General features: G+C 71.5%; 21 protein-coding genes. 13 read left to right on the top strand and 8 right to left on the bottom strand.

Annotation, left to right across the window (positions count from 1 at the left end; all coding sequences use genetic code 11):
• The first annotated feature begins 7 nt into the window (after positions 1 to 7).
• Positions 8 to 733, top strand: coding sequence for a GH12 family glycosyl hydrolase domain-containing protein (locus tag RI578_RS11100; protein ID WP_310870942.1), 726 nt, complete (start codon positions 8 to 10; stop codon positions 731 to 733).
• A gap of 65 nt (positions 734 to 798) precedes the next feature.
• On the opposite strand, the gene RI578_RS11095 is transcribed toward RI578_RS11100, so the two are convergent.
• Together RI578_RS11095 and RI578_RS11090 are read right to left on the bottom strand one after the other, a co-directional pair.
• Positions 799 to 2,841, bottom strand: coding sequence for a glycoside hydrolase family 31 protein (locus RI578_RS11095; protein ID WP_310870941.1), 2,043 nt, complete (start codon positions 2,839 to 2,841; stop codon positions 799 to 801).
• 113 nt (positions 2,842 to 2,954) lie between these two features.
• Complete coding sequence (locus RI578_RS11090) at positions 2,955 to 3,968, bottom strand: LacI family DNA-binding transcriptional regulator (protein ID WP_310870940.1); 1,014 nt, start codon at positions 3,966 to 3,968, stop codon at positions 2,955 to 2,957.
• A gap of 332 nt (positions 3,969 to 4,300) precedes the next feature.
• On the opposite strand from RI578_RS11090, the gene RI578_RS11085 reads away from it, so the two are divergent.
• From RI578_RS11085 to RI578_RS11055, 7 genes are all read left to right on the top strand, one after another.
• On the top strand, positions 4,301 to 6,265 hold the full coding sequence (locus RI578_RS11085) for an acyl-CoA dehydrogenase family protein (RefSeq protein WP_310870939.1): 1,965 nt from the start codon (positions 4,301 to 4,303) through the stop codon (positions 6,263 to 6,265).
• 127 nt (positions 6,266 to 6,392) lie between these two features.
• Entirely contained in the window at positions 6,393 to 7,649 is a 1,257-nt protein-coding gene (gene dxr, locus RI578_RS11080) for a 1-deoxy-D-xylulose-5-phosphate reductoisomerase (RefSeq protein ID WP_310870938.1), read from the top strand.
• 8 nt (positions 7,650 to 7,657) lie between these two features.
• On the top strand, positions 7,658 to 8,950 hold the full coding sequence (locus tag RI578_RS11075) for a site-2 protease family protein (protein WP_310875735.1): 1,293 nt from the start codon (positions 7,658 to 7,660) through the stop codon (positions 8,948 to 8,950).
• 253 nt (positions 8,951 to 9,203) lie between these two features.
• A complete protein-coding gene (ispG, locus tag RI578_RS11070; protein ID WP_310870937.1) occupies positions 9,204 to 10,361 on the top strand; it encodes a flavodoxin-dependent (E)-4-hydroxy-3-methylbut-2-enyl-diphosphate synthase in 1,158 nt (385 codons plus the stop codon).
• 99 nt (positions 10,362 to 10,460) lie between these two features.
• Entirely contained in the window at positions 10,461 to 11,309 is an 849-nt protein-coding gene (locus RI578_RS11065; protein WP_310870936.1) for a GNAT family N-acetyltransferase, read from the top strand.
• 97 nt (positions 11,310 to 11,406) lie between these two features.
• Positions 11,407 to 11,949 carry a GNAT family N-acetyltransferase gene (locus RI578_RS11060; RefSeq protein WP_310870935.1) on the top strand — a complete coding sequence of 181 codons (543 nt, stop codon included), beginning with the start codon at positions 11,407 to 11,409 and terminating at the stop codon, positions 11,947 to 11,949.
• A gap of 73 nt (positions 11,950 to 12,022) precedes the next feature.
• Positions 12,023 to 13,726, top strand: coding sequence for a proline--tRNA ligase (locus RI578_RS11055; RefSeq protein WP_310870934.1), 1,704 nt, complete (start codon positions 12,023 to 12,025; stop codon positions 13,724 to 13,726).
• 116 nt (positions 13,727 to 13,842) lie between these two features.
• Here the strand turns inward: RI578_RS11055 and RI578_RS11050 are convergent, their stop codons facing one another.
• Genes RI578_RS11050 through RI578_RS11040 form a run of 3 tightly spaced genes read right to left on the bottom strand, consistent with a single transcriptional unit; the run spans position 13,843 to position 16,271 of the window.
• Positions 13,843 to 14,634: an ABC transporter permease gene (locus tag RI578_RS11050; protein ID WP_310870933.1), complete on the bottom strand. Its 792-nt coding sequence runs from the start codon at positions 14,632 to 14,634 to the stop codon at positions 13,843 to 13,845.
• Positions 14,631 to 15,590, bottom strand: a complete 960-nt coding sequence (locus tag RI578_RS11045; RefSeq protein ID WP_310870932.1) for an ATP-binding cassette domain-containing protein — start codon at positions 15,588 to 15,590, stop codon at positions 14,631 to 14,633. Before RI578_RS11045 ends, RI578_RS11050 begins: the two co-directional genes overlap by 4 nt.
• 12 nt (positions 15,591 to 15,602) lie before the next feature.
• On the bottom strand, positions 15,603 to 16,271 hold the full coding sequence (locus RI578_RS11040) for a DUF4097 family beta strand repeat-containing protein (protein ID WP_310870931.1): 669 nt from the start codon (positions 16,269 to 16,271) through the stop codon (positions 15,603 to 15,605).
• 224 nt (positions 16,272 to 16,495) lie between these two features.
• Between RI578_RS11040 and RI578_RS42695 the strand changes: the two genes are divergently transcribed.
• Positions 16,496 to 17,248, top strand: coding sequence for a helix-turn-helix domain-containing protein (locus RI578_RS42695; protein ID WP_399059881.1), 753 nt, complete (start codon positions 16,496 to 16,498; stop codon positions 17,246 to 17,248).
• 58 nt (positions 17,249 to 17,306) lie between these two features.
• Here RI578_RS42695 and RI578_RS11025 read toward each other — a convergent pair whose 3' ends face one another.
• From RI578_RS11025 to RI578_RS11015, 3 genes are read right to left on the bottom strand one after another with little or no spacing between them, the layout of a single operon-like run.
• Positions 17,307 to 18,206 (bottom strand): aminoglycoside phosphotransferase family protein, encoded by a 900-nt coding sequence (locus RI578_RS11025; protein WP_310870930.1) that lies wholly within the window; start codon positions 18,204 to 18,206, stop codon positions 17,307 to 17,309.
• Positions 18,207 to 18,245: 39 nt separating this feature from the next.
• Positions 18,246 to 18,770 carry a DUF4439 domain-containing protein gene (locus RI578_RS11020; RefSeq protein ID WP_310870929.1) on the bottom strand — a complete coding sequence of 175 codons (525 nt, stop codon included), beginning with the start codon at positions 18,768 to 18,770 and terminating at the stop codon, positions 18,246 to 18,248.
• Complete coding sequence (locus RI578_RS11015; RefSeq protein ID WP_310870928.1) at positions 18,767 to 19,336, bottom strand: hypothetical protein; 570 nt, start codon at positions 19,334 to 19,336, stop codon at positions 18,767 to 18,769. Before RI578_RS11015 ends, RI578_RS11020 begins: the two co-directional genes overlap by 4 nt.
• 228 nt (positions 19,337 to 19,564) lie before the next feature.
• Between RI578_RS11015 and rimP the strand changes: the two genes are divergently transcribed.
• From rimP to infB, 4 genes are all read left to right on the top strand, one after another.
• Positions 19,565 to 20,092, top strand: a complete 528-nt coding sequence (gene rimP, locus RI578_RS11010; protein WP_310870927.1) for a ribosome maturation factor RimP — start codon at positions 19,565 to 19,567, stop codon at positions 20,090 to 20,092.
• A 2-nt stretch (positions 20,093 to 20,094) separates the two neighbouring features.
• Positions 20,095 to 21,129: a transcription termination factor NusA gene (nusA, locus tag RI578_RS11005; protein WP_310870926.1), complete on the top strand. Its 1,035-nt coding sequence runs from the start codon at positions 20,095 to 20,097 to the stop codon at positions 21,127 to 21,129.
• 102 nt (positions 21,130 to 21,231) lie between these two features.
• Positions 21,232 to 21,525 (top strand): YlxR family RNase P modulator, encoded by a 294-nt coding sequence (locus tag RI578_RS11000; RefSeq protein WP_310870925.1) that lies wholly within the window; start codon positions 21,232 to 21,234, stop codon positions 21,523 to 21,525.
• A gap of 161 nt (positions 21,526 to 21,686) precedes the next feature.
• The gene (gene infB / locus RI578_RS10995; RefSeq protein WP_310870924.1) at positions 21,687 to 24,770 is read left to right on the top strand and encodes a translation initiation factor IF-2; all 3,084 of its coding nucleotides are present in this window, start codon (positions 21,687 to 21,689) and stop codon (positions 24,768 to 24,770) included.
• The last annotated feature ends 32 nt before the right edge of the window (positions 24,771 to 24,802 follow it).

Raw genomic sequence — 24,802 nt, 5'->3', positions numbered from 1 at the left:
GAACCCCATGGCACCACGCAACCGCACTCGTCTCCGCACCCGCACCCTGACCGCCCTGCTGGCCCCGGCCCTCGCCCTCGGCGCCACCGTCGGCCTGGCCTCCGCCCCCGCCCAGGCGGCCGTCTGGAACTCCTGCGACCAGTGGGGCAACACGAGCCTGAACGGCTACACGCTCTACAACAACATCTGGGGCTCCGGCGCCGGCAGCCAGTGCGTCTGGGCCAACTCCGGCACCAACTGGGGCGTCTGGGCCGACCACCCCAACACCGGCGGCATCAAGTCCTACCCGAACGCCAAGAAGGTGATCAACAAGCCCATCACCTCCCTCGGTTCGCTGAGCAGCAGCTACAACGTCACGGTCCCGTCGTCCGGCGCGTACAACACGTCGTACGACATCTGGGACACGGACTACGACTACGAGATCATGCTCTGGGTCAACCACAACGGGGCCGTGGGCCCGCTCGGCAGCCCGCAGGGGTCGGTCACCCTCGGCGGCCACTCCTGGAACGTCTACAAGGGGGACAACGGCGCCAACGAGGTCTTCTCGTTCCTGCGCACCTCGGACTCGAACTCCGGCACCGTCGACATCCTGCCGATCCTGAAGTGGATCAAGGACACCAAGGGCTGGATGGGCAACGAGACCATCGGTGACGTGCAGTTCGGCTACGAGATCACCTCGTCCGCCGGCGGCCTCGACTTCCGCACCAACAACCTGACGGTCAGCGGCGGCTGACCCGTACCGCGGCACGGCCGAGGGGCCGGCCCCGCCCGGGACCGGCCCCTTCGCTCATCCCGCGCTCACTCCGCGACCGGCAGCCGCGCCCCGTCCCGCAGGAACAGCGGGATGCGGTCCAGCGGCGCGTCCACCGTCACCGACCTCCCGCCCTCGTACGTCTCACCCGTCCACGCGTCCGTCCACCGCGCGCCCGCCGGAAGGTACGCCGTCCGGACCGTGGCGCCCGCCGTCAGCACCGGCGCGACCAGCAGGTCCCGGCCGAAGAGGTAGGCGTCGTCCACCGGCCAGGCCGCCGGATCGTCGGGGAACTCCAGGAACAGCGGCCGCATCACCGGCAGCCCCTCCTCGTGGGCCTCGCGCATGACGTCGAGCACGTACGGCTTCAGCCGCTCGCGCAGCCGCAGGTACTTCTCCAGAATCGGGTACGCCTCCTCGCCGTACGACCACACCTCGTTCGGGCCGCCGGTCATGTCCGGGCCCAGCGGCATGCCCGGGTCACGGAAGCCGTGCAGCCGCATCAGCGGGGACAGCGCGCCGAACTGGAACCAGCGGACCAGCACCTCCCGGTACGCCGGGTCGTCCGGGTCGCCGCCGTGGAAGCCGCCGATGTCCGTGTTCCACCAGGGGATACCGGACAGCCCGGTGTTGAGACCGGCGGCGATCTGGCGGCGCAGGGTCGCGAAGTCGGTGCCGATGTCCCCGGACCAGAGCGCGGCGCCGTGGCGCTGACTGCCCGCCCACGCCGAGCGGTTGAGGGTGATCACCTCGTCGACGCCGGCGGCGCGCAGGCCCTCGTCGAAGGCGCGGGCGTTCTCGGCCGGGTACAGGTTCCCGACCTCCAGGCCCGGACCGGCCCAGTAGCGCAGGTTCTCCGGGAAGCCCGGTTTCAGCTCGGGCTCGCAGGCGTCCAGCCAGAAGGCCGTGATGCCGTAGGGGTCGAGATAGTTCTCCTTGATCTTCGACCACACGAACTCGCGCGCCTCGGGGTTGGTGGCGTCGTAGAAGGCCACCTGGACCGTCGACGCGACCTCCTTGTCCGGCCAGTCGGCGTGCGCCATCGGGCCGTACTGGGTGCCGATGAAGTAGCCGCGCTGTTCCATGACCGGATGGTTTTCGCTCAGCGGGGACACCGACGGCCAGACGCTCACCACCAGCTTGACGCCCAGCTCGCCCAGCTCACGGACCATGGCCGCCGGGTCCGGCCACTCGGCCGGGTCGAACTTCCACTCACCGAGGTGCGTCCAGTGGAAGAAGTCGCAGACGATGGCGTCGATGGGCAGCCCGCGCCGCCTGTACTCCCGAGCCACCGCGAGGAGTTCGGCCTGCGTGCGGTAGCGCAGCTTGCACTGCCAGAAGCCGGCCGCCCACGCGGGCAGCATCGGCGTACGGCCGGTCACCGCGCTGTAGCGGCGCTGCGCGTCGGCCGGGGCGCCGGCCGTGATCCAGTAGTCGATCTGCCGGGCCGAGTCGGCGACCCAGCGGGTGCCGTTGTGGGCCAGCTCCACGCGGCCGATGGCCGGGTTGTTCCACAGCAGCGTGTAGCCGCGGCTGGAGGTGAGGACCGGGACGGAGACCTCGGCGTTGCGCTGGACCAGGTCCACGACCAGGCCCTTCTGGTCGAGGCGGCCGTGCTGGTGCTGGCCGAGGCCGTACAGCTTCTCGTCGTCGTAGGCGGCGAACCGCTGCTCCAGCCGGTGGTGCCCGCCTCCGACGGCCGTGTACAGGCGCGGGCCGGGCCACCAGAAGTGGGCGGGTTCCTCGGCCAGCAGCTCACCGCCGTCCGCGGTCCTTACGAAGCACACCTGTCCCTCGGAGCCGACCTCCACGGTCAGCGCCCCGACGGTCAGCGAGCCGTGCCCGTCCTCGATCTTGACGGTGCTCTCGGTCGCCGGTGCCTCGGCGAGGAGTGCTCCCGGCAGCCCCTCCAGCACCGGGCCGCCGAGCCGGGCCCGGACCCGGACCGCGTCCGGCCCCCACGCCTCGATCCGGACGGTCTCCTGACGGCCGCTCCACTCCAGCGCGCCGTCCCGCTCGCGGAACGTGCCGACGGTGGGGGAGGACTGGGCGAGGCTGACCTTCGGCTGTATCTCGGCAGGCTGGTTCACGGAAGCGGCTCCTGGGGGAGTGCGGGGAGAACGGGGGCTACTGAGAGAGCAGGGGGGCACTGAGAGAGCAGGGAGGCACTGGGAGAGCGGAGGGCTACTGAGTAAGCGGAGAGCTACGACCCGGCGGGCGCCGGCCCCGAGCTGGCCCGGACCGTCAGTTCCGGCGCGAGCAGCACGACCTCGTCGCTCCCGCGCCCGTCGAGCTTGGCGACCAGCTGCTGCACGGCGTGCCGGCCCATCTCCTGCGCGGGCACGGCGACCGACGTCAGCCGCACCGAGGCCTGGGTGGCGACCTGCTCGGGGCAGACCGCGACCACCGACACGTCCTCGGGCACGGCCCGGCCCTGCTGGCGCAGCAGGGCGAGCAGCGGCTCGACCGCGGACTCGTTCTGGACGACGAACCCGGTGGTGTCCGGGCGTTCGTCGAAGACGCGGGCGAGGGTCGCGGCCATCGCGTCGTACCCGCCCTCGCAGGGGCGGTGCAGCAGCCGCAGCTCCAGCTCCCGCGCGCGGGTGCGCAGCCCGTCGAGGGTGCGCTCGGCGAAGCCGGTGTGCCGTTCGTAGACCGCGGGCGCCTCGCCGATGACCGCGATGTCGCGGTGCCCCAGCTTCGCCAGATGCTCCACGCACAGCGCGCCGGTCGCCCGGAAGTCGAGGTCGACGCAGGTCAGCCCGGTGGTGTCGGCGGGCAGGCCGATCAGCACGGACGGCTGGTCGGTGTCACGCAGCAGGGGCAGCCGCTCGTCGTCGAGTTCGACGTCCATCAGGATCATCGCGTCGGCGAGCCCGCTGCCGGTGACGCGGCGCACCGCGTCGGGGCCCTCCTCACCGGTGAGCAGCAGGACGTCGTACCCGTGGGTGCGCGCGCTGGTCGCGACCGCGATGGCGATCTCCATCATCACCGGCACGTACATGTCGGTGCGCAGTGGGATCATCAGGGCGATGATGTTCGACCTGCTGCTGGCCAGGGCGCGGGCACCCGCGTTCGGGTGGTAGCCGAGCTTCCGGATGCTCTCCTCGACCCGCTGCCGGGTGGTGGTGGAGATGGACCGCTTGCCGCTGAGGACATAGCTCACCGTGCTCGCCGAGACTCCGGCGTGCTGGGCGACCTCGGCGAGGGTGACCATCCAGCTCTCCAAGCTATGTGAAGCGCTTCGACAGCGCGCGGGGTGGACAAAAGCGGGTGAGGGTGGTTCGACACTAACCCCAGCGGGGGTGGGTGTCCATAGGGTCGTCGAAGCGCTTCGACACCTTTCTTTCCCGCCGTTCCTCCGCCGCTCCCCTTCCACGGCATCGGCCGAACGGCCGCACGAAGGGTGGTGGGACCGCCCGGGATCGGGTACATACGATCGGGTAGCACCGACTAGTAACGTACGTCCGCAACTTCGCGTATGACGAACCGTCGCGATCTTCGTGGACGTACTTTCCCCCGATGCCGATTCGCGGCGAGGTGAGCCTCATGTCCGCACCAACCACCCCCTCCTCCCGATCCACCGTCACCGAACGTGAGGCCCGCGAGGTCGCGGAGGCGGCCCGGGAACAGGACTGGCGCAAGCCGAGCTTCGCCAAGGAGCTGTTCCTCGGCCGCTTCCGCCTCGACCTCATCCACCCCCACCCGCTCCCGGCCGCCGAGGACCTCCAGCGCGGCGAGGAGTTCCTCGCCAAGCTGCGGGACTTCTGCGAGACGAAGATCGACGGGGCCGTGATCGAGCGCGACGCACGGATCCCGGACGAGGTGATCACCGGGCTGAAGGAGCTGGGCGCCTTCGGCATGAAGATCGACACCAAGTACGGCGGTCTCGGCCTCACCCAGGTCTACTACAACAAGGCCCTCGCCCTGGTCGGATCCGCGAATCCCGCGATCGGCGCGCTGCTCTCCGCCCACCAGTCGATCGGCGTGCCGCAGCCGCTGAAGATGTTCGGCACGCAGGAGCAGAAGGACACGTTCCTGCCGCGTTGCGCCCGCACCGACATCTCGGCGTTCCTGCTGACCGAGCCGGACGTCGGCTCGGACCCGGCCCGCCTGGCCACCACCGCCGTCCGGGACGGCGACGACTACGTCCTCGACGGCGTGAAGCTGTGGACGACCAACGGCGTCGTGGCCGACCTGCTCGTCGTGATGGCCCGCGTCCCGAAGTCCGAGGGTCACAAGGACGGCGAGGGCGGCAAGGGCGGCATCACCGCCTTCGTCGTGGAGGCCGCCTCCGAGGGCGTCACGGTCGAGAACCGCAACGCCTTCATGGGCCTGCGCGGCCTGGAGAACGGCGTCACCCGCTTCCACCGCGTCCGCGTCCCGGCCGCCAACCGCATCGGCCCCGAGGGCGCCGGCCTCAAGATCGCCCTGACCACCCTCAACACCGGCCGGCTCTCGCTCCCCGCCATGTGCGTCGGCGCCGGCAAGTGGTGCCTGAAGATCGCCCGCGAGTGGTCCGCGGTGCGCGAGCAGTGGGGCAAGCCGGTCGCGCTGCACGAGGCGGTCGGTTCGAAGATCTCGTTCATCGCGGCGACGACCTTCGCCCTGGAGGCGGTCCTGGACCTGTCGTCCCAGATGGCGGACGAGGACCGCAACGACATCCGCATCGAGGCCGCCCTCGCCAAGCTCTACGGCTCCGAGATGGCCTGCCTGATGGCCGACGAGCTGGTCCAGATCCGCGGCGGCCGCGGCTTCGAGACCGCGGCCTCCCTCGCCGCCCGCGGTGAGCGCGCGGTGCCCGCCGAGCAGATCCTGCGCGACCTGCGCATCAACCGGATCTTCGAGGGCTCCACCGAGATCATGCACCTGCTGATCGCCCGCGAGGCCGTCGACGCCCACCTCTCGGTCGCCGGCGATCTGATCGACCCCGACAAGACCCTGTCGGACAAGGCGCGGGCGGGCGCACAGGCGGGCGTCTTCTACGCCAAGTGGCTGCCGAAGCTGGTCGCCGGACCCGGTCAGCTCCCGCGCTCCTACGCCGACTTCCACCCGTCCGGCCACCCCGACCTGTCCGGACACCTCCGCTATGTCGAACGCACCGCCCGCAAGCTGGCCCGCTCCACCTTCTACGCCATGTCCCGCTGGCAGGGCCGGATGGAGACCAAGCAGGGCTTCCTGGGCAGGATCGTCGACATCGGCGCCGAGCTGTTCGCGATGAGCGCCGCGTGCGTGCGTGCCGAGCACCTGCGCGCCGAGGGCGACCACGGCCGCGAGGCCTACCAGCTCGCCGACGCCTTCTGCCGCCAGGCCCGCATCCGCGTCGAGGAACTCTTCGGCCGCCTGTGGACCAACACCGACGACCTCGACCGCAAGGTCGTCAAGGGCGTGCTGGGCGGCGCCTACGAGTGGCTGGAGCAGGGCGTCGTCGACCCCTCGGGGGACGGTCCGTGGATCGCGGACGCGTCGCCGGGCGAGTCACGGCGGGAGAACGTCCATCGCCCCATCCGGTAGACCGGCCGCACGCCAGTACCTTCCCGGGGCCGCCCCAGCGGGGCCGCGCGGCCCCGGGAAGGCGCCGCGACACCCGTGCGAGGGACGCGCTGTCCGCCCGGCGGGCGGTTGCGGCAACAATGGGAGGATGAGCGACAGTCCAGCCCCACTCGCCGACCCCCACCTCGTCTACGACCCGGTGGCGGGCGACGGCCCGAAGGACGTGGTGATCCTCGGGTCCACCGGGTCGATCGGGACCCAGGCCATCGACCTCGTGCTGCGCAACCCGGACCGCTTCCGGGTCACCGCCCTGTCCGCGAACGGCGGCCGGGTCGCCCTCCTCGCCGAGCAGGCGTACCGGCTGAAGGCGCGGACCGTCGCCGTCGCCCGCGAGGACGTCGTACCGGCGCTGCGGGAGGCGCTGAGCGACCAGTACGGCGGTGGGGAGCCGCTCCCCGAGATCCTCGCCGGACCGGACGCGGCCACCCAGGTCGCCGCCTCCGACTGTCACACCGTCCTCAACGGCATCACCGGTTCCATCGGGCTCGCCCCGACCCTCGCCGCCCTGGAGGCGGGCCGCACCCTCGCGCTCGCCAACAAGGAATCGCTCATCGTCGGCGGCCCGCTGGTCAAGGCGCTCGCCAAGCCGGGGCAGATCATCCCGGTCGACTCCGAGCACGCCGCCCTCTTCCAGGCGCTGGCCGCCGGCACCCGCGCCGACGTGCGCAAGCTGGTCGTCACCGCGTCCGGTGGTCCGTTCCGGGGGCGTACCAAGGAGCAGCTGGCGGGCGTCACCGTCGAGGACGCCCTCGCCCACCCCACCTGGGCGATGGGCCCGGTGATCACGATCAACTCCGCGACCCTCGTCAACAAGGGCCTGGAGGTGATCGAGGCCCACCTGCTCTACGACATTCCCTTCGACCGCATTGAGGTGGTCGTGCACCCGCAGTCGTATGTCCACTCGATGGTTGAGTTCACGGACGGATCGACACTGGCCCAGGCGACGCCCCCCGACATGGGCGGGCCCATCGCCATCGGCCTCGGCTGGCCTGAACGCGTCCCCGACGCCGCGCCCACCTTCGACTGGAGCAAGGCGTCGACCTGGGAGTTCTTCCCGCTCGACAACGAGGCCTTCCCGTCGGTGAACCTGGCCCGGCACGTAGGGGAGCTCGCGGGCACGGCCCCGGCGGTGTTCAATGCCGCCAACGAGGAGTGCGTCGAGGCGTTCCGCTCCGGCGCGCTGCCGTATCTCGGGATCATGGAGACCGTCACGCGGGTGGTCGAGGAACACGGCACCCCCCGGGCGGGAACCTCGCTCACCGTCGCGGACGTCCTCGAAGCGGAGACCTGGGCCCGCACCCGGGCCCGGCAACTGGCGGCACAGACGGCGGAGGCCCGTGCATGACGACCCTGATGTTCATCCTTGGCATAGTCGTCTTCGCGGTCGGCCTGCTGTTCTCGATCGCCTGGCACGAGCTTGGGCACCTCTCCACGGCGAAGATGTTCGGCATCCGCGTGCCGCAGTACATGGTCGGCTTCGGGCCGACGCTCTTCTCGCGGAAGAAGGGCGAGACCGAGTACGGGGTAAAGGCCATCCCGTTCGGCGGCTACATCCGCATGATCGGCATGTTCCCGCCCGGCGCCGACGGCCGGCTGGAGGCCCGCTCCACCTCACCCTGGCGCGGCATGATCGAGGACGCCCGCTCGGCCGCCTTCGAGGAACTGCAGCCGGGTGACGAGAAGCGCCTGTTCTACACGCGCAAGCCGTGGAAACGCGTCATCGTGATGTTCGCGGGCCCGTTCATGAACCTCATCCTCGCGGTGGTGCTGTTCCTCACCGTCCTGATGGGCTTCGGCATCTCGCAGCAGACCACCACCGTCAGCTCCGTCTCCCAGTGCGTCATCTCGCAGAGCGAGAACCGCGACGACTGCACCAAGTCCGACCCGGCCTCCCCGGCCGCGGCGGCCGGCCTCCGCGCGGGCGACAAGATCGTCGCCTTCGACGGCGTACGGACCGACGACTGGGACCGGCTGTCCAACATGATCCGCGCCAACCCCGGCGAGCAGGTGCCGGTCGTCGTCGAGCGCGGCGGCCAGGAGATCACCCTCCAGGCGACGATCGCCACCAACCAGGTCGCGAAGAAGGACTCGAACGGACAGATCGTCGAGGGTGAGTACGTCACCGCCGGCTTCCTCGGCTTCAGCGCCGCCACCGGCGTGGTGAAACAGGACTTCGGCCAGTCCGTGACCTGGATGGGCGACCGCGTCGGCGACGCCGTCGACTCCCTGGCCGCGCTGCCCTCCAAGATCCCCGCCCTGTGGGACGCGGCCTTCGGCGACGGACCACGCGAGGCCGACTCCCCGATGGGCGTCGTGGGCGCCGCCCGCGTCGGCGGCGAGATCGCCACCCTGGACATCCCACCCACCCAGCAGCTCGCGATGTTCGTGATGCTGGTGGCCGGCTTCAACCTCTCCCTGTTCCTCTTCAACATGCTCCCGCTGCTGCCGCTCGACGGCGGCCACATCGCGGGCGCGCTGTGGGAGTCGCTGCGCCGGAACGCGGCCAAGGTGCTGCGCCGCCCGGACCCGGGGCCGTTCGACGTGGCGAAGCTGATGCCGGTGGCCTACGTGGTGGCGGGCATCTTCGTCTGCTTCACGCTGCTCGTCCTGGTGGCGGATGTCGTCAATCCGGTACGAATCAGCTGACATGGGGACGGTTCGGTCAATCCGGAGAGTTCGGAGGGGCCGGACAATCACCACGATCCGATGAGAAGCCCGATCCGGAGAGCCTGTCCCTCCGGGTCGGGCTTCACGCCGGTCACCCGGCAGATGGACGCCAAAGGGTGTACTCCCCGTACGCCGTGTGCCTGGCGTTCACGTCGGTGCCGTAATCTCGAAGGCCGGAGCCCGCCGCTGAACGGGGCCGGACCTTGATCCACGACTTGGGGTTGCACAGCAGATGACTGCGATTTCTCTCGGCATGCCGGACGTTCCGACCAGGCTCGCGGAGCGCCGCAAGAGCCGTCAGATCCAGGTCGGGCCCGTGGCGGTGGGCGGCGACGCCCCCGTGTCGGTGCAGTCCATGACCACCACCCGGACGTCGGACATCGGCGCGACGCTCCAGCAGATCGCCGAGCTGACGGCGTCCGGCTGCCAGATCGTGCGGGTGGCCTGCCCCACGCAGGACGACGCCGACGCCCTTGCCGTGATCGCGAAGAAGTCGCAGATCCCGGTGATCGCGGACATCCACTTCCAGCCCAAGTACGTCTTCGCCGCGATCGAGGCGGGCTGCGCGGCGGTCCGTGTGAATCCCGGCAACATCAAGCAGTTCGACGACAAGGTCAAGGAGATCGCCAAGGCGGCCCGTGATCACGGCACGCCGATCCGCATCGGCGTCAACGCCGGCTCGCTGGACCGGCGCCTGCTTCAGAAGTACGGCAAGGCGACCCCGGAGGCGCTCGCGGAGTCCGCCCTGTGGGAGGCGTCCCTGTTCGAGGAGCACGACTTCCGGGACATCAAGATCTCCGTCAAGCACAACGACCCGGTCGTGATGGTCGAGGCGTACCGGCAGCTCGCCGCCCAGTGCGACTACCCGCTGCACCTCGGTGTCACCGAGGCCGGTCCCGCCTTCCAGGGCACCATCAAGTCGGCCGTCGCCTTCGGCGCCCTGCTCTCCCAGGGCATCGGCGACACCATCCGCGTCTCCCTGTCGGCCCCGCCGGTCGAGGAGATCAAGGTCGGCATCCAGATCCTGGAGTCGCTCAACCTGCGCCAGCGCGGCCTGGAGATCGTCTCCTGCCCGTCCTGCGGCCGCGCCCAGGTCGACGTCTACAAGCTGGCCGAGGAGGTCACCGCCGGCCTGGAGGGCATGGACGTCCCGCTGCGCGTCGCCGTCATGGGCTGCGTCGTCAACGGCCCCGGCGAGGCCCGCGAGGCCGACCTCGGCGTCGCCTCCGGCAACGGCAAGGGCCAGATCTTCGTCAAGGGCGAGGTCGTCAAGACCGTCCCCGAGTCCAAGATCGTGGAGACGCTGATCGAGGAGGCCATGAAGATCGCCGAGCAGATGGAGGCCGACGGCGTGGCCTCCGGCGAGCCCTCGGTGGCCGTCGCGGGCTGATCCACCCTGCTTCTGCCGCGTCGCCCTGGGGGGCGGCGCGGCATATTCGTGGCAGGTACAGTGCGGGGACCAGCAGATCTCAGGGTGAGGCCCCCGCACGTGTTGACGCAGACCACCTCCCGCGTGCTCGAACCGAGCGACCTGGACGCCGCGCTCGCCATCCTCGACCGCGAGCCGGTCGCGAACGCCTTCGTGGCCGCCCGGGTGCAGATCGCCGGCCTCGACCCGTGGCGGCTCGGCGGCGAGATGTGGGGCTGGTACGAGCACGGCATGCTGACCTCCCTGTGCTACGCGGGCGCCAACCTCGTCCCCATCTGCGCCACCCCGCGCGCCGTCCGCGCCTTCGCCGACCGCGCCCGGCGGGCCGGCCGCCGCTGCTCCTCGATCGTCGGCCCCGCCGACACGACCGCCCAGCTCTGGCGCCTGCTCGAACCGGGCTGGGGCCCGGCCCGCGAGGTCCGCACCCGCCAGCCCCTCATGGTCACCGGCCGCATGCCCGCCGACATCACCCCCGACCCGTACGTCCGCCGCGTCCGCAAGGACGAGATGGAGCGGATCATGCCGGCCTGCGTGGCGATGTTCACCGAGGAGGTCGGCATCTCCCCGATGGCCGGCGACGGCGGCCTGCTCTACCAGGCCCGGGTCGCCGAACTCGTCGGCTCCGGCCGCTCCTTCGCCCGCTTCGACAGCGACGGCAGGGTCGTCTTCAAGGCCGAGATCGGCGCCGCCACCGACCGCACCTGCCAGATCCAGGGCGTATGGGTGGCCCCCGAGTACCGGGGCACCGGCCTCGCGGCACCCGGCATGGCGGCGGTCCTCCGCTACGCCCTCACCGACGTCGCCCCGGTGGCGAGCCTGTACGTGAACGACTTCAACACGGCGGCCCGACGGACGTACCGGCGGGTGGGTTTCCAGGAGATCGGCGCCTTCATGAGTGTGCTGTTCTGAACGCCGCGGGAAAACACCGGCTCCGGTCCCGCCGTGAGCGGCGCCTGGGCCAGCGCACCGGCGCTGACCGGCGAAGCACCCAGGTAGGCTCCCCGCCATGGAGCTCGTGATCGGCCCCTTGGACCTCGCCGCGCACGTGGACGAGGCCCTCGCGGTCCAAGCCGCCGCGTTCGGACTCGGCCCCGACGAGGTGGCCGTCCGACGACAGATCGTCCTGCGCCACCTGACCTACCCCGGCGCGAGAGCCCTCGGCGCCACCGTCGGAGGCGACCTCGTCGGCTTCGTCTACGGCATGCCCAACGACCGCTCCCACTGGTGGTCCACCGTCGTCGAGCCCTACCTCCGCGCCCAGGGCAACGACACCTGGCTCGACGACTCCTTCGTCATCACCGAACTCCACGTCCACCCGGCCCACCAGAATCGCGGCCTGGGCCGCTCCCTGATCACCACGATCACCGACGCGGTCGCCGAACCCCGCTCGATCCTCTCCGCGATCGACCGGGACAGCCCCGCCCGCGGCCTCTACCGCTCCCTCGGCTACCAGGACCTCGCCCGCCAGGTCCTCTTCCCCAGCGCCCCCAAGCCGTACGCCGTGATGGGCGCCCCGCTGCCCCTGCGCAGGCCGGCGGCCGGTCATTAACCGATTTCCACCGCACCGGACCCCCCGGCTAACCTCCTAGCACCACCCTTACGCAGCAGGAGACACGTAAACCATGGCCAACGCACCGGTCCAGCGCATGTCGAAGTTGATGGCGAAGACGCTGCGCGACGACCCGGCGGACGCCGAGGTCCTCAGCCACAAGCTGCTGGTCCGCGCCGGCTACGTGCGCCGCACCGCCGCCGGCCTCTGGAGCTGGCTGCCGCTCGGCAAGAAGGTCCTCGGCAACATCGAGCGCATCGTCCGCGAGGAGATGGACGCCATCGGCGCCCAGGAGGTCCAGCTCCCCGCCCTGCTGCCGCGCGAGCCGTACGAGGCCACCGGCCGCTGGGACGAGTACGGTCCCGAGCTGTTCCGCCTCCAGGACCGCAAGGGCGGCGACTACCTCCTCGGCCCCACCCACGAGGAGATCTTCACCCTGCTGGTGAAGGACCAGGCGTCCTCCTACAAGGACCTGCCGGTCATCCTCTACCAGATCCAGAACAAGTACCGCGACGAGGCCCGCCCCCGGGCCGGCATCCTGCGCGGCCGCGAGTTCCTGATGAAGGACTCCTACTCCTTCGACGTCGCCGACGAGGGCCTCGCCGAGTCCTACGCCCTGCACCGCGCCGCCTACCAGCGGATCTTCGAGCGCCTCGGCCTCGACTACCGCATCTGCGCCGCGACCGCCGGCGCGATGGGCGGCTCCAAGTCCGAGGAGTTCCTGGCCCCCGCCGAGGCCGGCGAGGACACCTTCGCGGACTGCCCGAACTGCGACTTCGCCGCCAACACCGAGGCGATCACGTACGCGCTCAAGCCGGTGGACGCGGCGGACGTGCCCGCCGCCGAGGACATCCCGACCCCCGACACCCCCACCATCGAGACCCTCGCCGCGTCGCTCGGTGTCCCGGCCTCCGCCACCCTGAAGAACCTCCTCGTCAAGGTGGACGGCGAGATCGTCGCCGTGGGCGTCCCCGGTGACCGCGAGGTCGACATGGACAAGGTCGAGGCGCACTTCGCCCCGGCCGCCGTCGAACTGGTCACCGCCGAGGACTTCGTGGGCCGCCCCGACCTGGTCCGCGGCTACGTCGGCCCGCAGGGCCTGGGCGAGAAGGTCCAGTACATCGCCGACCCGCGCGTGGCGCCGGGCACCGCCTGGATCACCGGCGCCAACAAGGAGCACACGCACGCCAAGAACGTCGTGGCGGGCCGTGACTTCGAGGTCGACGCGTACGTCGACGTCGTCGTGGTCCGCGAGGGCGACCCCTGCCCGAAGTGCGGCACCGGTCTCAAGCTGGACCGCGCCATCGAGATCGGCCACATCTTCCAGCTGGGCCGCAAGTACACCGACGCCCTCAAGCTCGACGTCCTCGGCCAGAACGGCAAGCCGGCCCGCGTCACCATGGGCTCCTACGGCATCGGCGTCTCCCGCGCGGTGGCCGCCCTCGCCGAGCAGCACGCCGACGACAAGGGCCTCGTCTGGTCCAAGGAGGTCGCCCCGGCCGACGTCCACGTCGTCGCCGCCGGCAAGGCCCTGCAGACCGAGCTGGCCCTCGACGTCTCCGAGAAGCTGTCCGCCGCCGGCGTCTGCGTCCTGGTGGACGACCGGGCCGGCGTCTCCCCGGGCGTCAAGTTCACGGACGCCGAACTCATCGGCGTACCCCAGATCCTGGTCGCCGGACGCCGCTCCGCCGAGGGCGTGGTCGAGCTGAAGGACCGCCGTACCGGTGAGCGCGAGGAACTGACGGTCGACGAGGCCATCGCCCGCCTCACGGCCTGACGCCCCGGGCCCACGGCGGCCCATGACGTGGAAGGGGCGGCGTACTCCGGCGCGGTGCCGGCGTACGCCGCCCTCGGGCGGAACGGGTCGCGGGATGTGGCCCGCTTTCATGGCGGTTACTTCGGGTCGCGGTTGAACTTCGCGGCCGACCAGAAGTAGCCGAGCACCGCGAGCCCCAGGCACCAGGCGACCGCCAGCCACCCGTTGTGGCCGATCTCGGTGCCGAGCAGCAGCCCGCGCAGGGTCTCGATGGCGGGTGTGAAGGGCTGGTACTCGGCGATCGGCTGGAACCAGCCCGGCATCGCGTCGACCGGGACGAAGGCGCTGGAGAGCAGCGGCAGCAGGATCATCGGCATCGCGTTGTTGCCGGCGGCCTCGGCGTTCGGGCTGATCAGACCCATGCCGACGGCGATCCAGGTGAGTGCCGTGGCGAAGAGCACGAGCAGTCCGAACGCGGCCAGCCATTCCAGGGCGGTGGCGTCGGTGGAGCGGAAGCCGATGGCCACGGCGACGGCGCCGACGAGGACCACGCTCATGACGGACTGGAGCACGCTGCCGATGACGTGCCCGATGAGTACGGAGCCGCGGTGGATCGCCATGGTGCGGAAGCGGGCGATGATGCCCTCGGTCATGTCCATGGAGACGGACACCGCGGTGCCGATCGTGGTGCTGCCGATGGTCATCAGGAGGAGACCCGGCACGAGGTAGGCGATGTAGTCGGAGCGGTCGGCGCCGCCGCCGGCGATGCCCGCGCTCATCACGTCGCCGAAGACGTAGACGAAGAGCAGCAGCAGCATGACCGGCGTGAGCAGCAGGTTCAGGGTGAGGGACGGGTAGCGCCGGGCGTGCAGCAGGTTGCGGCGCAGCATGGTGGACGAGTCGCGCACGGCGAGGGAGAGGGAGCTCATCGGAGGGCCTCCTTGGGCTGGTTCGGGATGCCGGGGCCGGTCAGGGCGAAGAACACGTCGTCGAGGTCGGGGGTGTGCACGGTCAGTTCGTCGGCCTCGACGCCGGCGGAGTCCAGCCGGTCGAGGACGGAGCGCAGCTCGCGCTGGCTGCCGTCGCTGGGGAGCCGCAGTGCCAGTGCCTCGTCGTCCCGGGTGACCTCGCCCAGTGCGGAGGCGGCGCGCTGGTAGGCGGCCGGGTCGGTGAAGCGGAGCCGGATGTGTCCGCCGGGGATGAGCCGCTTCAGTTCCTCGGCGCTGCCCTGGGCGGCGATCCTGCCGTCGTTGAGTACGGCGATGCGGTCGGCGAGCTGGTCGGCCTCTTCGAGGTACTGGGTGGTGAGGAAGACGGTGACGCCGCCGGTGACGAGTTCGCGGATGATCTGCCACATGTTGTGGCGGGAGCGGGGGTCGAGGCCGGTGGTGGGTTCGTCGAGGAAGATGATGCGGGGGTCGCCGACGAGGGTCATGGCGATGTCGAGGCGGCGCTTCATGCCGCCGGAGTAGGTGGCGGCGGGCTTCTTCGCCGCCTCCGTGAGATCGAACCGCGCCAGCAGTTCGGCGGTGACCCGTCGCCCCTCCTTCTTGGAGAGGTGGTGCAGGTCGGCCATGAGGAGCATGTTCTCCTCGCCGGTGATCAGGCCGTCCACGGCGGAGAACTGCCCGGTGACACCGATCGCGGCCCGCACCGCCTGCGGGTCGGAGGCGAGGTCGTGGCCGCCGACGCGGATCTCACCGGAGGCGGGATCGGCGGAGACGAGGGTGGAGAGGATCTTGACGGCGGTGGTCTTGCCGGCGCCGTTCGGGCCGAGCAGGGCGAACACGGACCCGGTCGGGATGTGCAGGTCGATGCCGTCGAGGACGACCTTGTCGCCGTAGGACTTGCGCAGCCCGTTCGCGGTGATGGCCGGAGTGGTCATGATCGGTGCTCCTCAGAGGCTGCGGGCGACGATGTCGCCGTAGGAGGTGGTCGCGTGGATGGTCAGGTCCGCGGCGGCGCCGTCGGTGTTCCTGAGCGCGTTGTGAATCCGGCCGTAGCCGGTGCCGGCGTCCAGGGAGGCGGAGACTCCGTGGGCGGCGCCGACCGACACCTCGCCGGCCTCGGTGCGCAGCACGACCGTGCCGCGCGCGGCCTCGGCGATCCGGATGTCGCCCTTGGCGGTCCTGATCTCCGCGGGGCCGTCCAGGCGGCCGACCGAGACGTCACCGGCGAGGGTGGTGAGCCGGGCACTCGCGGCCTCGTCGAGCTTGACCGAGCCGTGCGAGCTCTCGAAGGCGACGTCGCCGAGCCGTCCGACGCCCCGGAATTCGGCGCTGGCCGCCTTCCCCTCGACCCGGGAGTCGGCGGGCAGCTGGATGGTCACCTCGATGGAGCCGGAGCTGCCGAGGATCCGGTTGTCCGCCGGAGCCTCGACCCGCAGGACGCCGTCGCCGTATTCGACCCTGGTCCGCTCCGCCGCCTTCACGTCGCGGCCGTTCGAGGCGTTCGCGGGCAGTACCTCGACAGTGGTGTCGGCCCGGTCGGCGGCGATGAACCGGATGCGTCCGGCGGGGATGTCCAGGACGGTGGCGATCGGGGTGGGAGTGTCGAACGTCTGCATCGTGCTCTCCTTCGTCGCGCTGCTTTCTGACGTTCGAAACGCTACGTTGCATTCACGGATCCATCAACAAGTCTGTTGCATCCAATCCCTGTCACCGCAGGTGAAGGCTGTCTATTTGTTGCAATGGCCTTCCCGCTTAATGCAACGACGGACTCGCTGGCGTTGCAATGGATTGAAAGCGAACGCTATGGTGGTGACACCACGGCAGTACGAAGGAGGCAGCGGTGCCCGGAGGCAGGCTCACTCAGCAGGAACGTCAGCGGATCGCACTCGGGCTGGCCGACGGCCTCGCCTACGCGGAGATCGCCAGACGCCTCGACCGCCCGACCTCGACGATCACGCGCGAGGTGATGCGCAACGGCGGCCCCACCGCCTACCGTGCCGACCTCGCCCACCGCGCCACCGAACACCGAGCCCACCGGCGCAGGCAGGCCGCCCCCCAGGGCCCGAAGGCGACGCCGCAGGCCCACGGGCGGGACGCCGACGCCGTGCGTGAGTACGAGGAGGTGTTCACCACGGTCCTCATGGCCTCGGGCATGCCCAAGATGATGGCCCGGGTCATGGCCTGTCTCACCCTCACCGACTCCGGCAGCCTCACCGCGTCCGAACTCGTCCAGCGCCTCCAGGTGAGCCCGGCGTCCGTCTCCAAAGCGATCGCGTTCCTCGACGAGCAGGCCTTCGTCCGCCGGGAACGCGACGAACGCCGCCGCGAGCGCTACGTCGTCGACGACGACATCTGGTACCAGTCCACGGTGGCCAGTGCCCGGTCCATCGCCCAGGTCGTCGAGACCGCACGGCAGGGCGTAGGCGTCCTCGGCTCCGGCACCCCGGCCGGCGCCCGCCTGGAGAACGTCGCCCGCTTCCTCGACTTCGTCAGCGAGAGCACCGCCCGCGCCGCCGAGCAGGCCCGCGAGGTCCTCCACACGAAAGCCAAGACGCCCGAACCCGCGGCGCCGGACGCGGAGACGACGCGGTAGGGAGCCAGGACGGCGTGATCAGGCGCCGCGTCGACTCCCCGCCGCGCCCTCCGGCGTCCTACAGCCAGCTCGCGAACTCCAGCAGCAGTTCCGCGTCCTGCTCCCGGCCCACCCGGCGGGCCCGTACGCCCGACTCGACAGCGCGGAACAGCGTCCAGCCGCGCAGCCGTTCCTGGTCGACCTCCAGCGACTCCGCGAGCCGCTTGACCCGCCGCCGGGTCGTCGAGGCGCCCGAAGGCTGGGCGATGAGGTCCTCCACCCGGTCCCGCACCAACCGCGCGAGGTCGAAGGCGCTCTCGCCGACCACCGGGTCCGGGCCCACGGCGAGCCAGGGCATCCGGTCCCCGGCGAGCACCTTGCTCTGCCGGAACGTGCCGTGCAGAAGCCGCGCTTCGGGCGGCGCGGCCAGCAGTTCCTCGCGGGCCGCGAGCGCCGCGTCGACCAGCGGCGCCACCTCGGGGCCGGCCACCGCGCCCGCCCGCATGGCCTCGGCCTGCCGCCCGGTCCGCTCGGCCACGGTCTCGAATGGGTGACCGGCGGGCGGCTCGACCCACAGCCGCCGCAGCGTCCCCGCGGCCTCCAGCAACGCCTTCGCCTCCGGCAGCGACCGCACCGAAACGTCCGGATGCAGCCGCTCCAGCAGCAGTACGCCCTCCGCGGTCTCCGCTTCGAGCAGCTGTACGGCGCCCAGTCCGCCCCAGTGGGCGAGCGCGGCCCGCTCGCTCTCCGGGCGCGCCCGGCGCGGGGCCAGCTTCAGCACCGCGGGCGTCCCGCCGGCCGTCCGCACCAGGACCACCAGACTGCTGCGCCCGCCGGGCACCTGCACCCGCTCCGCGGTCAACTCGCGCAGCGCCACGGCCCGCTCCGCCGCTTCGGGCAGCTTCTCCAACCAGTCGTCACCGTCCGGTGCCGTCTCACCGAGCGCCCTGACCAGACGCCGCGGCGGTTCGAAAGCCATGCGCGAGCCGTTCCCTTCCCGTACGGGCAGCCGTACGTGTTACGCGGTCGGTGTCCCCGAAGCCGAAGCCGAAGCCGGGTCCGAGGCCGGGCCCGAGGCCTGGTCCGGCGCCGCATCCGGGGTCGACGGGCTGCCGGCCCGCTCGGCGAGCCCAGGGAAGGCTACGCTCCCGCCCCGCCAGCGCACCGCCCGGACCGCCGCCTCCCGCAGCGCCCCCGCCGCCGCGGCCCGGCGTTCGCCCTCCGCCGCCCGCACCAGGTCCGAATAGACACCGGCCACGCGCTCCTCCAGCTCGGCCGCCAGCCGCACCGCCGCCGCCGAGTCCGGCACCTCGAAGGGCAGCGCGTACCCGGCCGCAGCGGCGACCGGCTTGCCGCCGAGGTCGCGCACCTTGCGCGCCAGCGCGTCCCGCCGCGCCCGGTGGGCGTCGTAGGCCGTCCGCGCCTCGGTACGCCGTTCCTCGCCGACCCGGCCGCCGACGACCCCGTAGCCGTACACGGCCGCGTGCTCCGCCGCCAGCGCCGCCTGGACGGCGTCCAGTTCCCGGTCCTCCGCCTCGCTCACCCGTCACCCTCCGTCAGCAGATACACGTGCGCGGATCCGGCCGCCGCCACCGAGGCCAGCAGCCGGGCGAGCTCGCCCGGCACCTCCAGCAGCGCCCGGGCCCGCCGGTCGGCCAGCTCCCGCTCGGCGGCGGCGAGCAGGGCCAGGGCGTCCTTCTCGGCCGCCGGTACGGCGGCGGAGGCGTCCTCCGGTCCGGCGGCCCGCGCGGAGACCGAGGGCGACGCCTTCGGCGAGGCCGCACGCACGGCACCGAACGCCTCCGCGTGCCGCACCACCTCCGCGTGCAGCGGCCTCAGCCGCTCCGCCAGCCCCGGATGTGCGGTGATCACCGCCGCGTACCGTCCGGCCAGTTCCTCGCTGTCCCGGGCCGCACGCGCGCGTGCCCGGTCGGCGGCCGACGGACTGCCCTCCGTGCCGCCGTCGCCCGGCCCGCCGGAACAGCCGACGAGCAGGGCGGCCCCGGCGGCCGAGGCGAGCAGGGTCCTTCTGCGCGGCCCCGAGGGCAGGCGCGGCGACGCGGGCGGGCGCGGCGACGCGGGCGGGCGCGGCGATGAGGAAAACGACACGGCAGACGTCCTCGACAGGCTCGTACGGAAGCGACGGCAAAGCGACGGGCGAGCGGCGGGAACCCGCGGTGCGGCCTGCCCGTGATCACGGTACCCGGGCCCCGGCCGGGCACCACTCATCGGCGCCGCCGGTCCCGGGTGGACGGCAACACCCCCCGGGACCGGATACCCTTTGACCAGACACGCGCACCGTCCCACAACAGCACACGCGGCCGAGGAGTCACCCGGATGAGCACCACCCAGAGCGAGAGGCTGCGAGAGCTGCTGGAGCCGCTCGTCGCCTCCCAGGGCCTGGACCTCGAAGAGATCGCGGTGGACTCGGTCGGCCGCAAGCGTGTGCTGCGTGTCGTCGTCGACTCCGACACCGGTGCGGACCTGGACCGGATCGCCGATGTGAGCCGCGCGCTCTCGGCGAAGCTCGACGAGAGCGACGCGATGGGCGAGGCCGAGTACACCCTCGAGGTCGGCACCCCGGGCGCGGAGCGCTCCCTCACCGAGCACCGCCACTATGTGCGCGCCACGGACCGCCTGGTGCGGTTCCAGCTCCACGAGGGCGGCGAACTGGTCGCACGCGTTCTCGGCGTGGACGACGACGGACTCGACCTCGAAGTGCCCGGAGTGAAGGGCCGCAAGGCCACCACCCGCAGACTCGCCTTCACCGACATCGACAAGGCCCGCGTCCAGGTGGAGTTCAACCGCAAGGACGACAGCGGCGACAAGAACGACAAGAACACGACGGAAGAGGAGGAGGCGTAGCCGTGGACATCGACATGAGCGCCCTGCGGGGCTTGGTACGGGAGAAGGAGATCTCCTTCGACCTGCTGGTCCAAGCGATCGAGTCGGCCCTCCTCATCGCCTACCACCGCACCGAGGGAAGCCGCCGACACGCGCGCGTGGAGCTCAACCGGGACACCGGGCATGTGACCGTGTGGGCGAAGGAGGACCCCGACGACCTCGAAGAGGGCCAGGCGGCCCGGGAGTTCGACGACACCCCGTCCGACTTCGGCCGTATCGCCGCCAGCACCGCTAAGCAGGTCATCCTGCAGCGGCTGCGCGACGCCGAGGACGACGCGACGCTCGGTGAGTACGCCGGCCGTGAGGGCGACATCGTCACCGGCGTGGTCCAGCAGGGCCGCGACCCGAAGAACGTGCTCGTCGACATCGGCAAGCTGGAGGCCATCCTGCCGGTGCAGGAGCAGGTGCCGGGCGAGACCTACCCGCACGGCATGCGGCTGCGCTCGTACGTCGTCCGGGTGGCCAAGGGCGTGCGCGGCCCCTCCGTGACGCTGTCCCGCACGCACCCCAACCTGGTGAAGAAGCTCTTCGCCCTGGAGGTGCCGGAGATCGCCGACGGGTCCGTCGAGATCTCGGCGATCGCCCGCGAGGCCGGCCACCGCACCAAGATCGCCGTACGCTCCACCCGCTCGGGCCTGAACGCCAAGGGCGCCTGCATCGGCCCCATGGGCGGCCGGGTGCGCAACGTCATGGGCGAGCTGAACGGCGAGAAGATCGACATCGTCGACTGGTCGGACGACCCGGCCGAGATGGTGGCGAACGCGCTCTCCCCGGCCCGCGTCTCCAAGGTGGAGGTCGTGGACCTGGCGGCCCGCTCCGCACGCGTGATCGTGCCCGACTACCAGCTGTCGCTGGCGATCGGCAAGGAGGGCCAGAACGCCCGCCTCGCGGCCCGGCTGACCGGCTGGCGGATCGACATCCGGCCGGACACCGAGCAGCCGTCCGAGCACTCGTCCGAGCAGTCGTCCGACCGTCCGTCGGCGGGGCGCGGGGAATAGATCCAAGCCGCACGGCGCTGAGATCACGACAGTCTTGCGTGCGGTATGTGTTCGATTCTTGCCCCAAAGGGGTGAGGTCGGTCCGGGGAGGTAGACTTAGCTGTGTCTGGCCGGACACGTACCCGAGCATGCCCCGAGCGCACCTGCGTGGGGTGCCGGGAGCGAGCGGTCAAGAGCGAGCTGCTGCGCACTGTGGCGGTCGAGGGTGATTGCACCCCCGATCCACGCGGTACGCTGCCCGGCCGGGGTGCCTATGTGCACCCCGCACCGGTCTGTGTCGACCAGGCAGTGCGCCGCAAGGCGTTCCCGCGGGCGCTCCGCGTCCCGGGGCCGCTCGACGTAAAGGCGTTGCGCCGCTACGTCGAGCAGGCACAGGGTTGCCGACAGCAGCTGTAGGCAACGTGCCAAGGAAGACGAGTCGTACGGAACCCCGTGCGGCCTGGTACCTCGCGAAGTGAAAGCAGGTCGAGATTGCGATGAGCACTCGATGAGTACGCGATGAGTACGCCCATGAACTAGCGACGGTCCGGACGCAACCCGGACCTCAGAGGAGCGAAGTGGCTAAGGTCCGGGTCTACGAACTCGCCAAGGAGTTCGGTGTCGAGAGCAAGGTCGTCATGGCCAAGCTCCAGGAGCTCGGTGAATTCGTCCGTTCGGCGTCTTCGACGATCGAGGCGCCCGTAGTACGCAAGCTGACAGACGCGTTCCAGCAGGGCAGTGGCAACGGCCGGTCCGCCGGTCGCCCCGCGGCCCCGAAGAAGGCGGCCCCCAGGCCCGCCGCGCCGTCCCCGGCGCAGGCGGCCCGCCCGGCCGCCCCGCGGCCGCCGGCCGCGCCCAAGCCCGCGGCTGCCCAGCAGCCCGAGGCTCCGTCGGCCCCCGCGCCGGCGCCGTCCCAGGGCCAGTCCCAGGGCCAGCGGCCGACGCCGGGCCCGAAGCCCGCGCCGCGTCCGGCCCCCGCCGCCCCGGAGTTCACCGCTCCGCCGGCTGCTCCGGCCGCTCCGGCCGCCTCGACTCCGGCTCCGGCCGGACCGAAGCCCGGTGGCGCGCGTCCCGGTGCTCCCAAGCCCGGCGGCAGCCGTCCGTCCGGTCCGGGTCAGGACCGCGGTCAGCAGGGCGGCCAGGGCCGTCCCGGTGGCCAGCGCCCCGGCGCCCCGGCGCAGCGTCCCGGAGGCCGCCCCGGCGGTCCGCGTCCGGGTAACAACCCCTTCACCTCCGGCGGCAACGCCGGCATGGCGCGCCCGCAGGCGCCCCGTCCGCAGGGCGGCCCGCGCCCGGGTGGTCCCGGTGCCCCCGGCGCCGGTCCCCGTCCGCAGGCTCCCGGCGGTCAGGGCGGCGGTCCTCGTCCCCAGGCTCCGGGCGGCAACCGTCCGAGCCCGGGCTCGATGCCGCGTCCGCAGGGCGGCGGCGCAGGTCCCCGTCCCGGCGGCGGCCCGCGTCCGAACCCCGGCATGATGCCGCAGCGTCCCGCTGCCGGCCCGCGTCCCGGCCCCGGTGGCGGCGGTCGCGGTCCCGGCGGTGCCGGTCGTCCCGGCGGCGGCGGTCGTCCCGGTGGCGGCGGCGGCTTCGCCGGTCGTCCCGGTGGCGGTGGCGGCGGCGGTCGTCCCGGTGGCGGCGGCGGTTTCGCCGGTCGTCCCGGTGGTGGCGGCGGCTTCGGTGGCGGCGGTGGCCGTCCCGGCTTCGGCGGTCGTCCCGGTGGCCCGGGTGGCCGTGGTGGCACGCAGGGCGCCTTCGGTCGTCCCGGCGGTCCCGCGCGTCGCGGTCGCAAGTCGAAGCGGCAGAGGCGCCAGGAGTACGAGGCCATGCAGGCCCCGTCGGTCGGCGGCGTGATGCTGCCTCGCGGCAACGGCGAAGCCATTCGCCTGTCGCGCGGTGCCTCGCTCACCGACTTCGCGGAGAAGATCAACGCCAACCCGGCGTCGCTCGTCGCGGTCATGATGAACCTCGGCGAGATGGTCACCGCGACCCAGTCCGTCTCCGACGAGACGCTCCAGCTCCTCGCCGGCGAGATGAACTACACGGTTCAGATCGTCAGCCCGGAGGAGGAGGACCGCGAGCTGCTCGAGTCCTTCGACCTGGAGTTCGGCGAGGACGAGGGCTCCGAGGAGGACCTGGTCGTCCGTCCGCCGGTCGTGACCGTCATGGGTCACGTCGACCACGGTAAGACCCGGCTGCTCGACGCCATCCGCAAGACGAACGTCATCGCGGGCGAGGCCGGCGGCATCACCCAGCACATCGGTGCCTACCAGGTCGCGACCGAGGTCAACGAAGAAGAGCGCAAGATCACCTTCATCGACACCCCGGGTCACGAGGCGTTCACCGCCATGCGTGCCCGTGGTGCGCGGTCGACCGACATCGCGATCCTGGTCGTCGCGGCCAACGACGGCGTCATGCCGCAGACGGTCGAGGCGCTCAACCACGCCCAGGCGGCCGACGTCCCGATCGTCGTCGCGGTCAACAAGATCGACGTCGAGGGCGCCGACCCGACCAAGGTGCGCGGTCAGCTGACCGAGTACGGCCTGGTGGCCGAGGAGTTCGGCGGCGACACCATGTTCGTCGACATCTCCGCCAAGCAGGGTCTGCACATCGACTCCCTGCTGGAGGCCGTGGTCCTCACCGCGGACGCCTCGCTCGATCTGCGGGCCAACCCGGTCCAGGACGCGCAGGGCATCTCGATCGAGTCCCGTCTCGACCGCGGCCGCGGTGCCGTGGCGACGGTCCTCGTCCAGCGAGGCACCCTGCGGGTCGGCGACACGATGGTGGTGGGCGACGCCTACGGCCGCGTCCGCGCCATGCTCGACGACAACGGCAACAACGTCGCCGAGGCCGGTCCGTCGACGCCGGTCCAGGTCCTGGGCCTGACCAACGTCCCGGGCGCCGGTGACAACTTCATCGTGGTCGAGGAGGACCGTACGGCCCGCCAGATCGCGGAGAAGCGCGCCGCCCGCGAGCGGAACGCCGCGTTCGCCAAGCGCACGCGCCGCGTGTCGCTGGAGGACCTGGACAAGGTGCTCAAGGCCGGCGAGGTCCAGCAGCTGAACCTGATCATCAAGGGTGACGCTTCCGGATCCGTCGAGGCCCTCGAGTCCTCGCTGCTCCAGCTGGACGTCGGCGAAGAGGTCGACATCCGCGTCCTGCACCGCGGCGTCGGTGCGGTCACGGAGTCCGACATCGACCTGGCGATGGGCTCCGACGCCATCGTGATCGGCTTCAACGTGCGCGCCGCTGGGCGTGCCGCGCAGATGGCCGAGCGCGAAGGTGTGGACGTCCGGTACTACTCGGTCATCTACCAGGCGATCGAGGAGATCGAGGCGGCCCTCAAGGGCATGCTCAAGCCGGAGTTCGAAGAGGTCGAGCTCGGTACGGCGGAGATCCGCGAGGTCTTCCGCTCGTCCAAGCTGGGCAACATCGCGGGTGTTCTCATCCGCTCCGGCGAGGTCAAGCGCAACACCAAGGCGCGCCTGCTGCGCGATGGCAAGGTCATCGCGGAGAGCCTCAACATCGTGGGCCTGCGTCGCTTCAAGGACGACGTCACCGAGATCCGCGAAGGCTTCGAGGGCGGTATCAACCTCGGAAACTTCAACGACATCAAGGTCGACGACGTCATCGCGACGTACGAGATGCGCGAGAAGCCGCGGGTGTAACAGCCCCGACTTCCGAGACGGTGCGGTCCGGG

The sequence above is a fragment of the Streptomyces sp. BB1-1-1 genome, from assembly GCF_031597775.1.
Taxonomy (GTDB): domain Bacteria; phylum Actinomycetota; class Actinomycetes; order Streptomycetales; family Streptomycetaceae; genus Streptomyces; species Streptomyces thinghirensis.
Note: the sequence above shows the minus strand (reverse complement) of the source record. Positions and strands in the feature narration are given on the sequence as shown.

Coding starts and splice junctions, on each gene's coding strand:
- RI578_RS11100 (WP_310870942.1), top strand. CDS start 8: ATGGCACCACGCAACCGCACTCGTCTCCGCACCCGCACCCTGACCGCC.
- RI578_RS11090 (WP_310870940.1), bottom strand. CDS start 3,968: ATGGTCACCCTCGCCGAGGTCGCCCAGCACGCCGGAGTCTCGGCGAGC.
- RI578_RS11085 (WP_310870939.1), top strand. CDS start 4,301: ATGTCCGCACCAACCACCCCCTCCTCCCGATCCACCGTCACCGAACGT.
- dxr (WP_310870938.1), top strand. CDS start 6,393: ATGAGCGACAGTCCAGCCCCACTCGCCGACCCCCACCTCGTCTACGAC.
- RI578_RS11075 (WP_310875735.1), top strand. CDS start 7,658: ATGTTCATCCTTGGCATAGTCGTCTTCGCGGTCGGCCTGCTGTTCTCG.
- ispG (WP_310870937.1), top strand. CDS start 9,204: ATGACTGCGATTTCTCTCGGCATGCCGGACGTTCCGACCAGGCTCGCG.
- RI578_RS11060 (WP_310870935.1), top strand. CDS start 11,407: ATGGAGCTCGTGATCGGCCCCTTGGACCTCGCCGCGCACGTGGACGAG.
- RI578_RS11055 (WP_310870934.1), top strand. CDS start 12,023: ATGGCCAACGCACCGGTCCAGCGCATGTCGAAGTTGATGGCGAAGACG.
- RI578_RS11050 (WP_310870933.1), bottom strand. CDS start 14,634: ATGAGCTCCCTCTCCCTCGCCGTGCGCGACTCGTCCACCATGCTGCGC.
- RI578_RS11045 (WP_310870932.1), bottom strand. CDS start 15,590: ATGACCACTCCGGCCATCACCGCGAACGGGCTGCGCAAGTCCTACGGC.
- RI578_RS11040 (WP_310870931.1), bottom strand. CDS start 16,271: ATGCAGACGTTCGACACTCCCACCCCGATCGCCACCGTCCTGGACATC.
- RI578_RS11025 (WP_310870930.1), bottom strand. CDS start 18,206: ATGGCTTTCGAACCGCCGCGGCGTCTGGTCAGGGCGCTCGGTGAGACG.
- rimP (WP_310870927.1), top strand. CDS start 19,565: ATGAGCACCACCCAGAGCGAGAGGCTGCGAGAGCTGCTGGAGCCGCTC.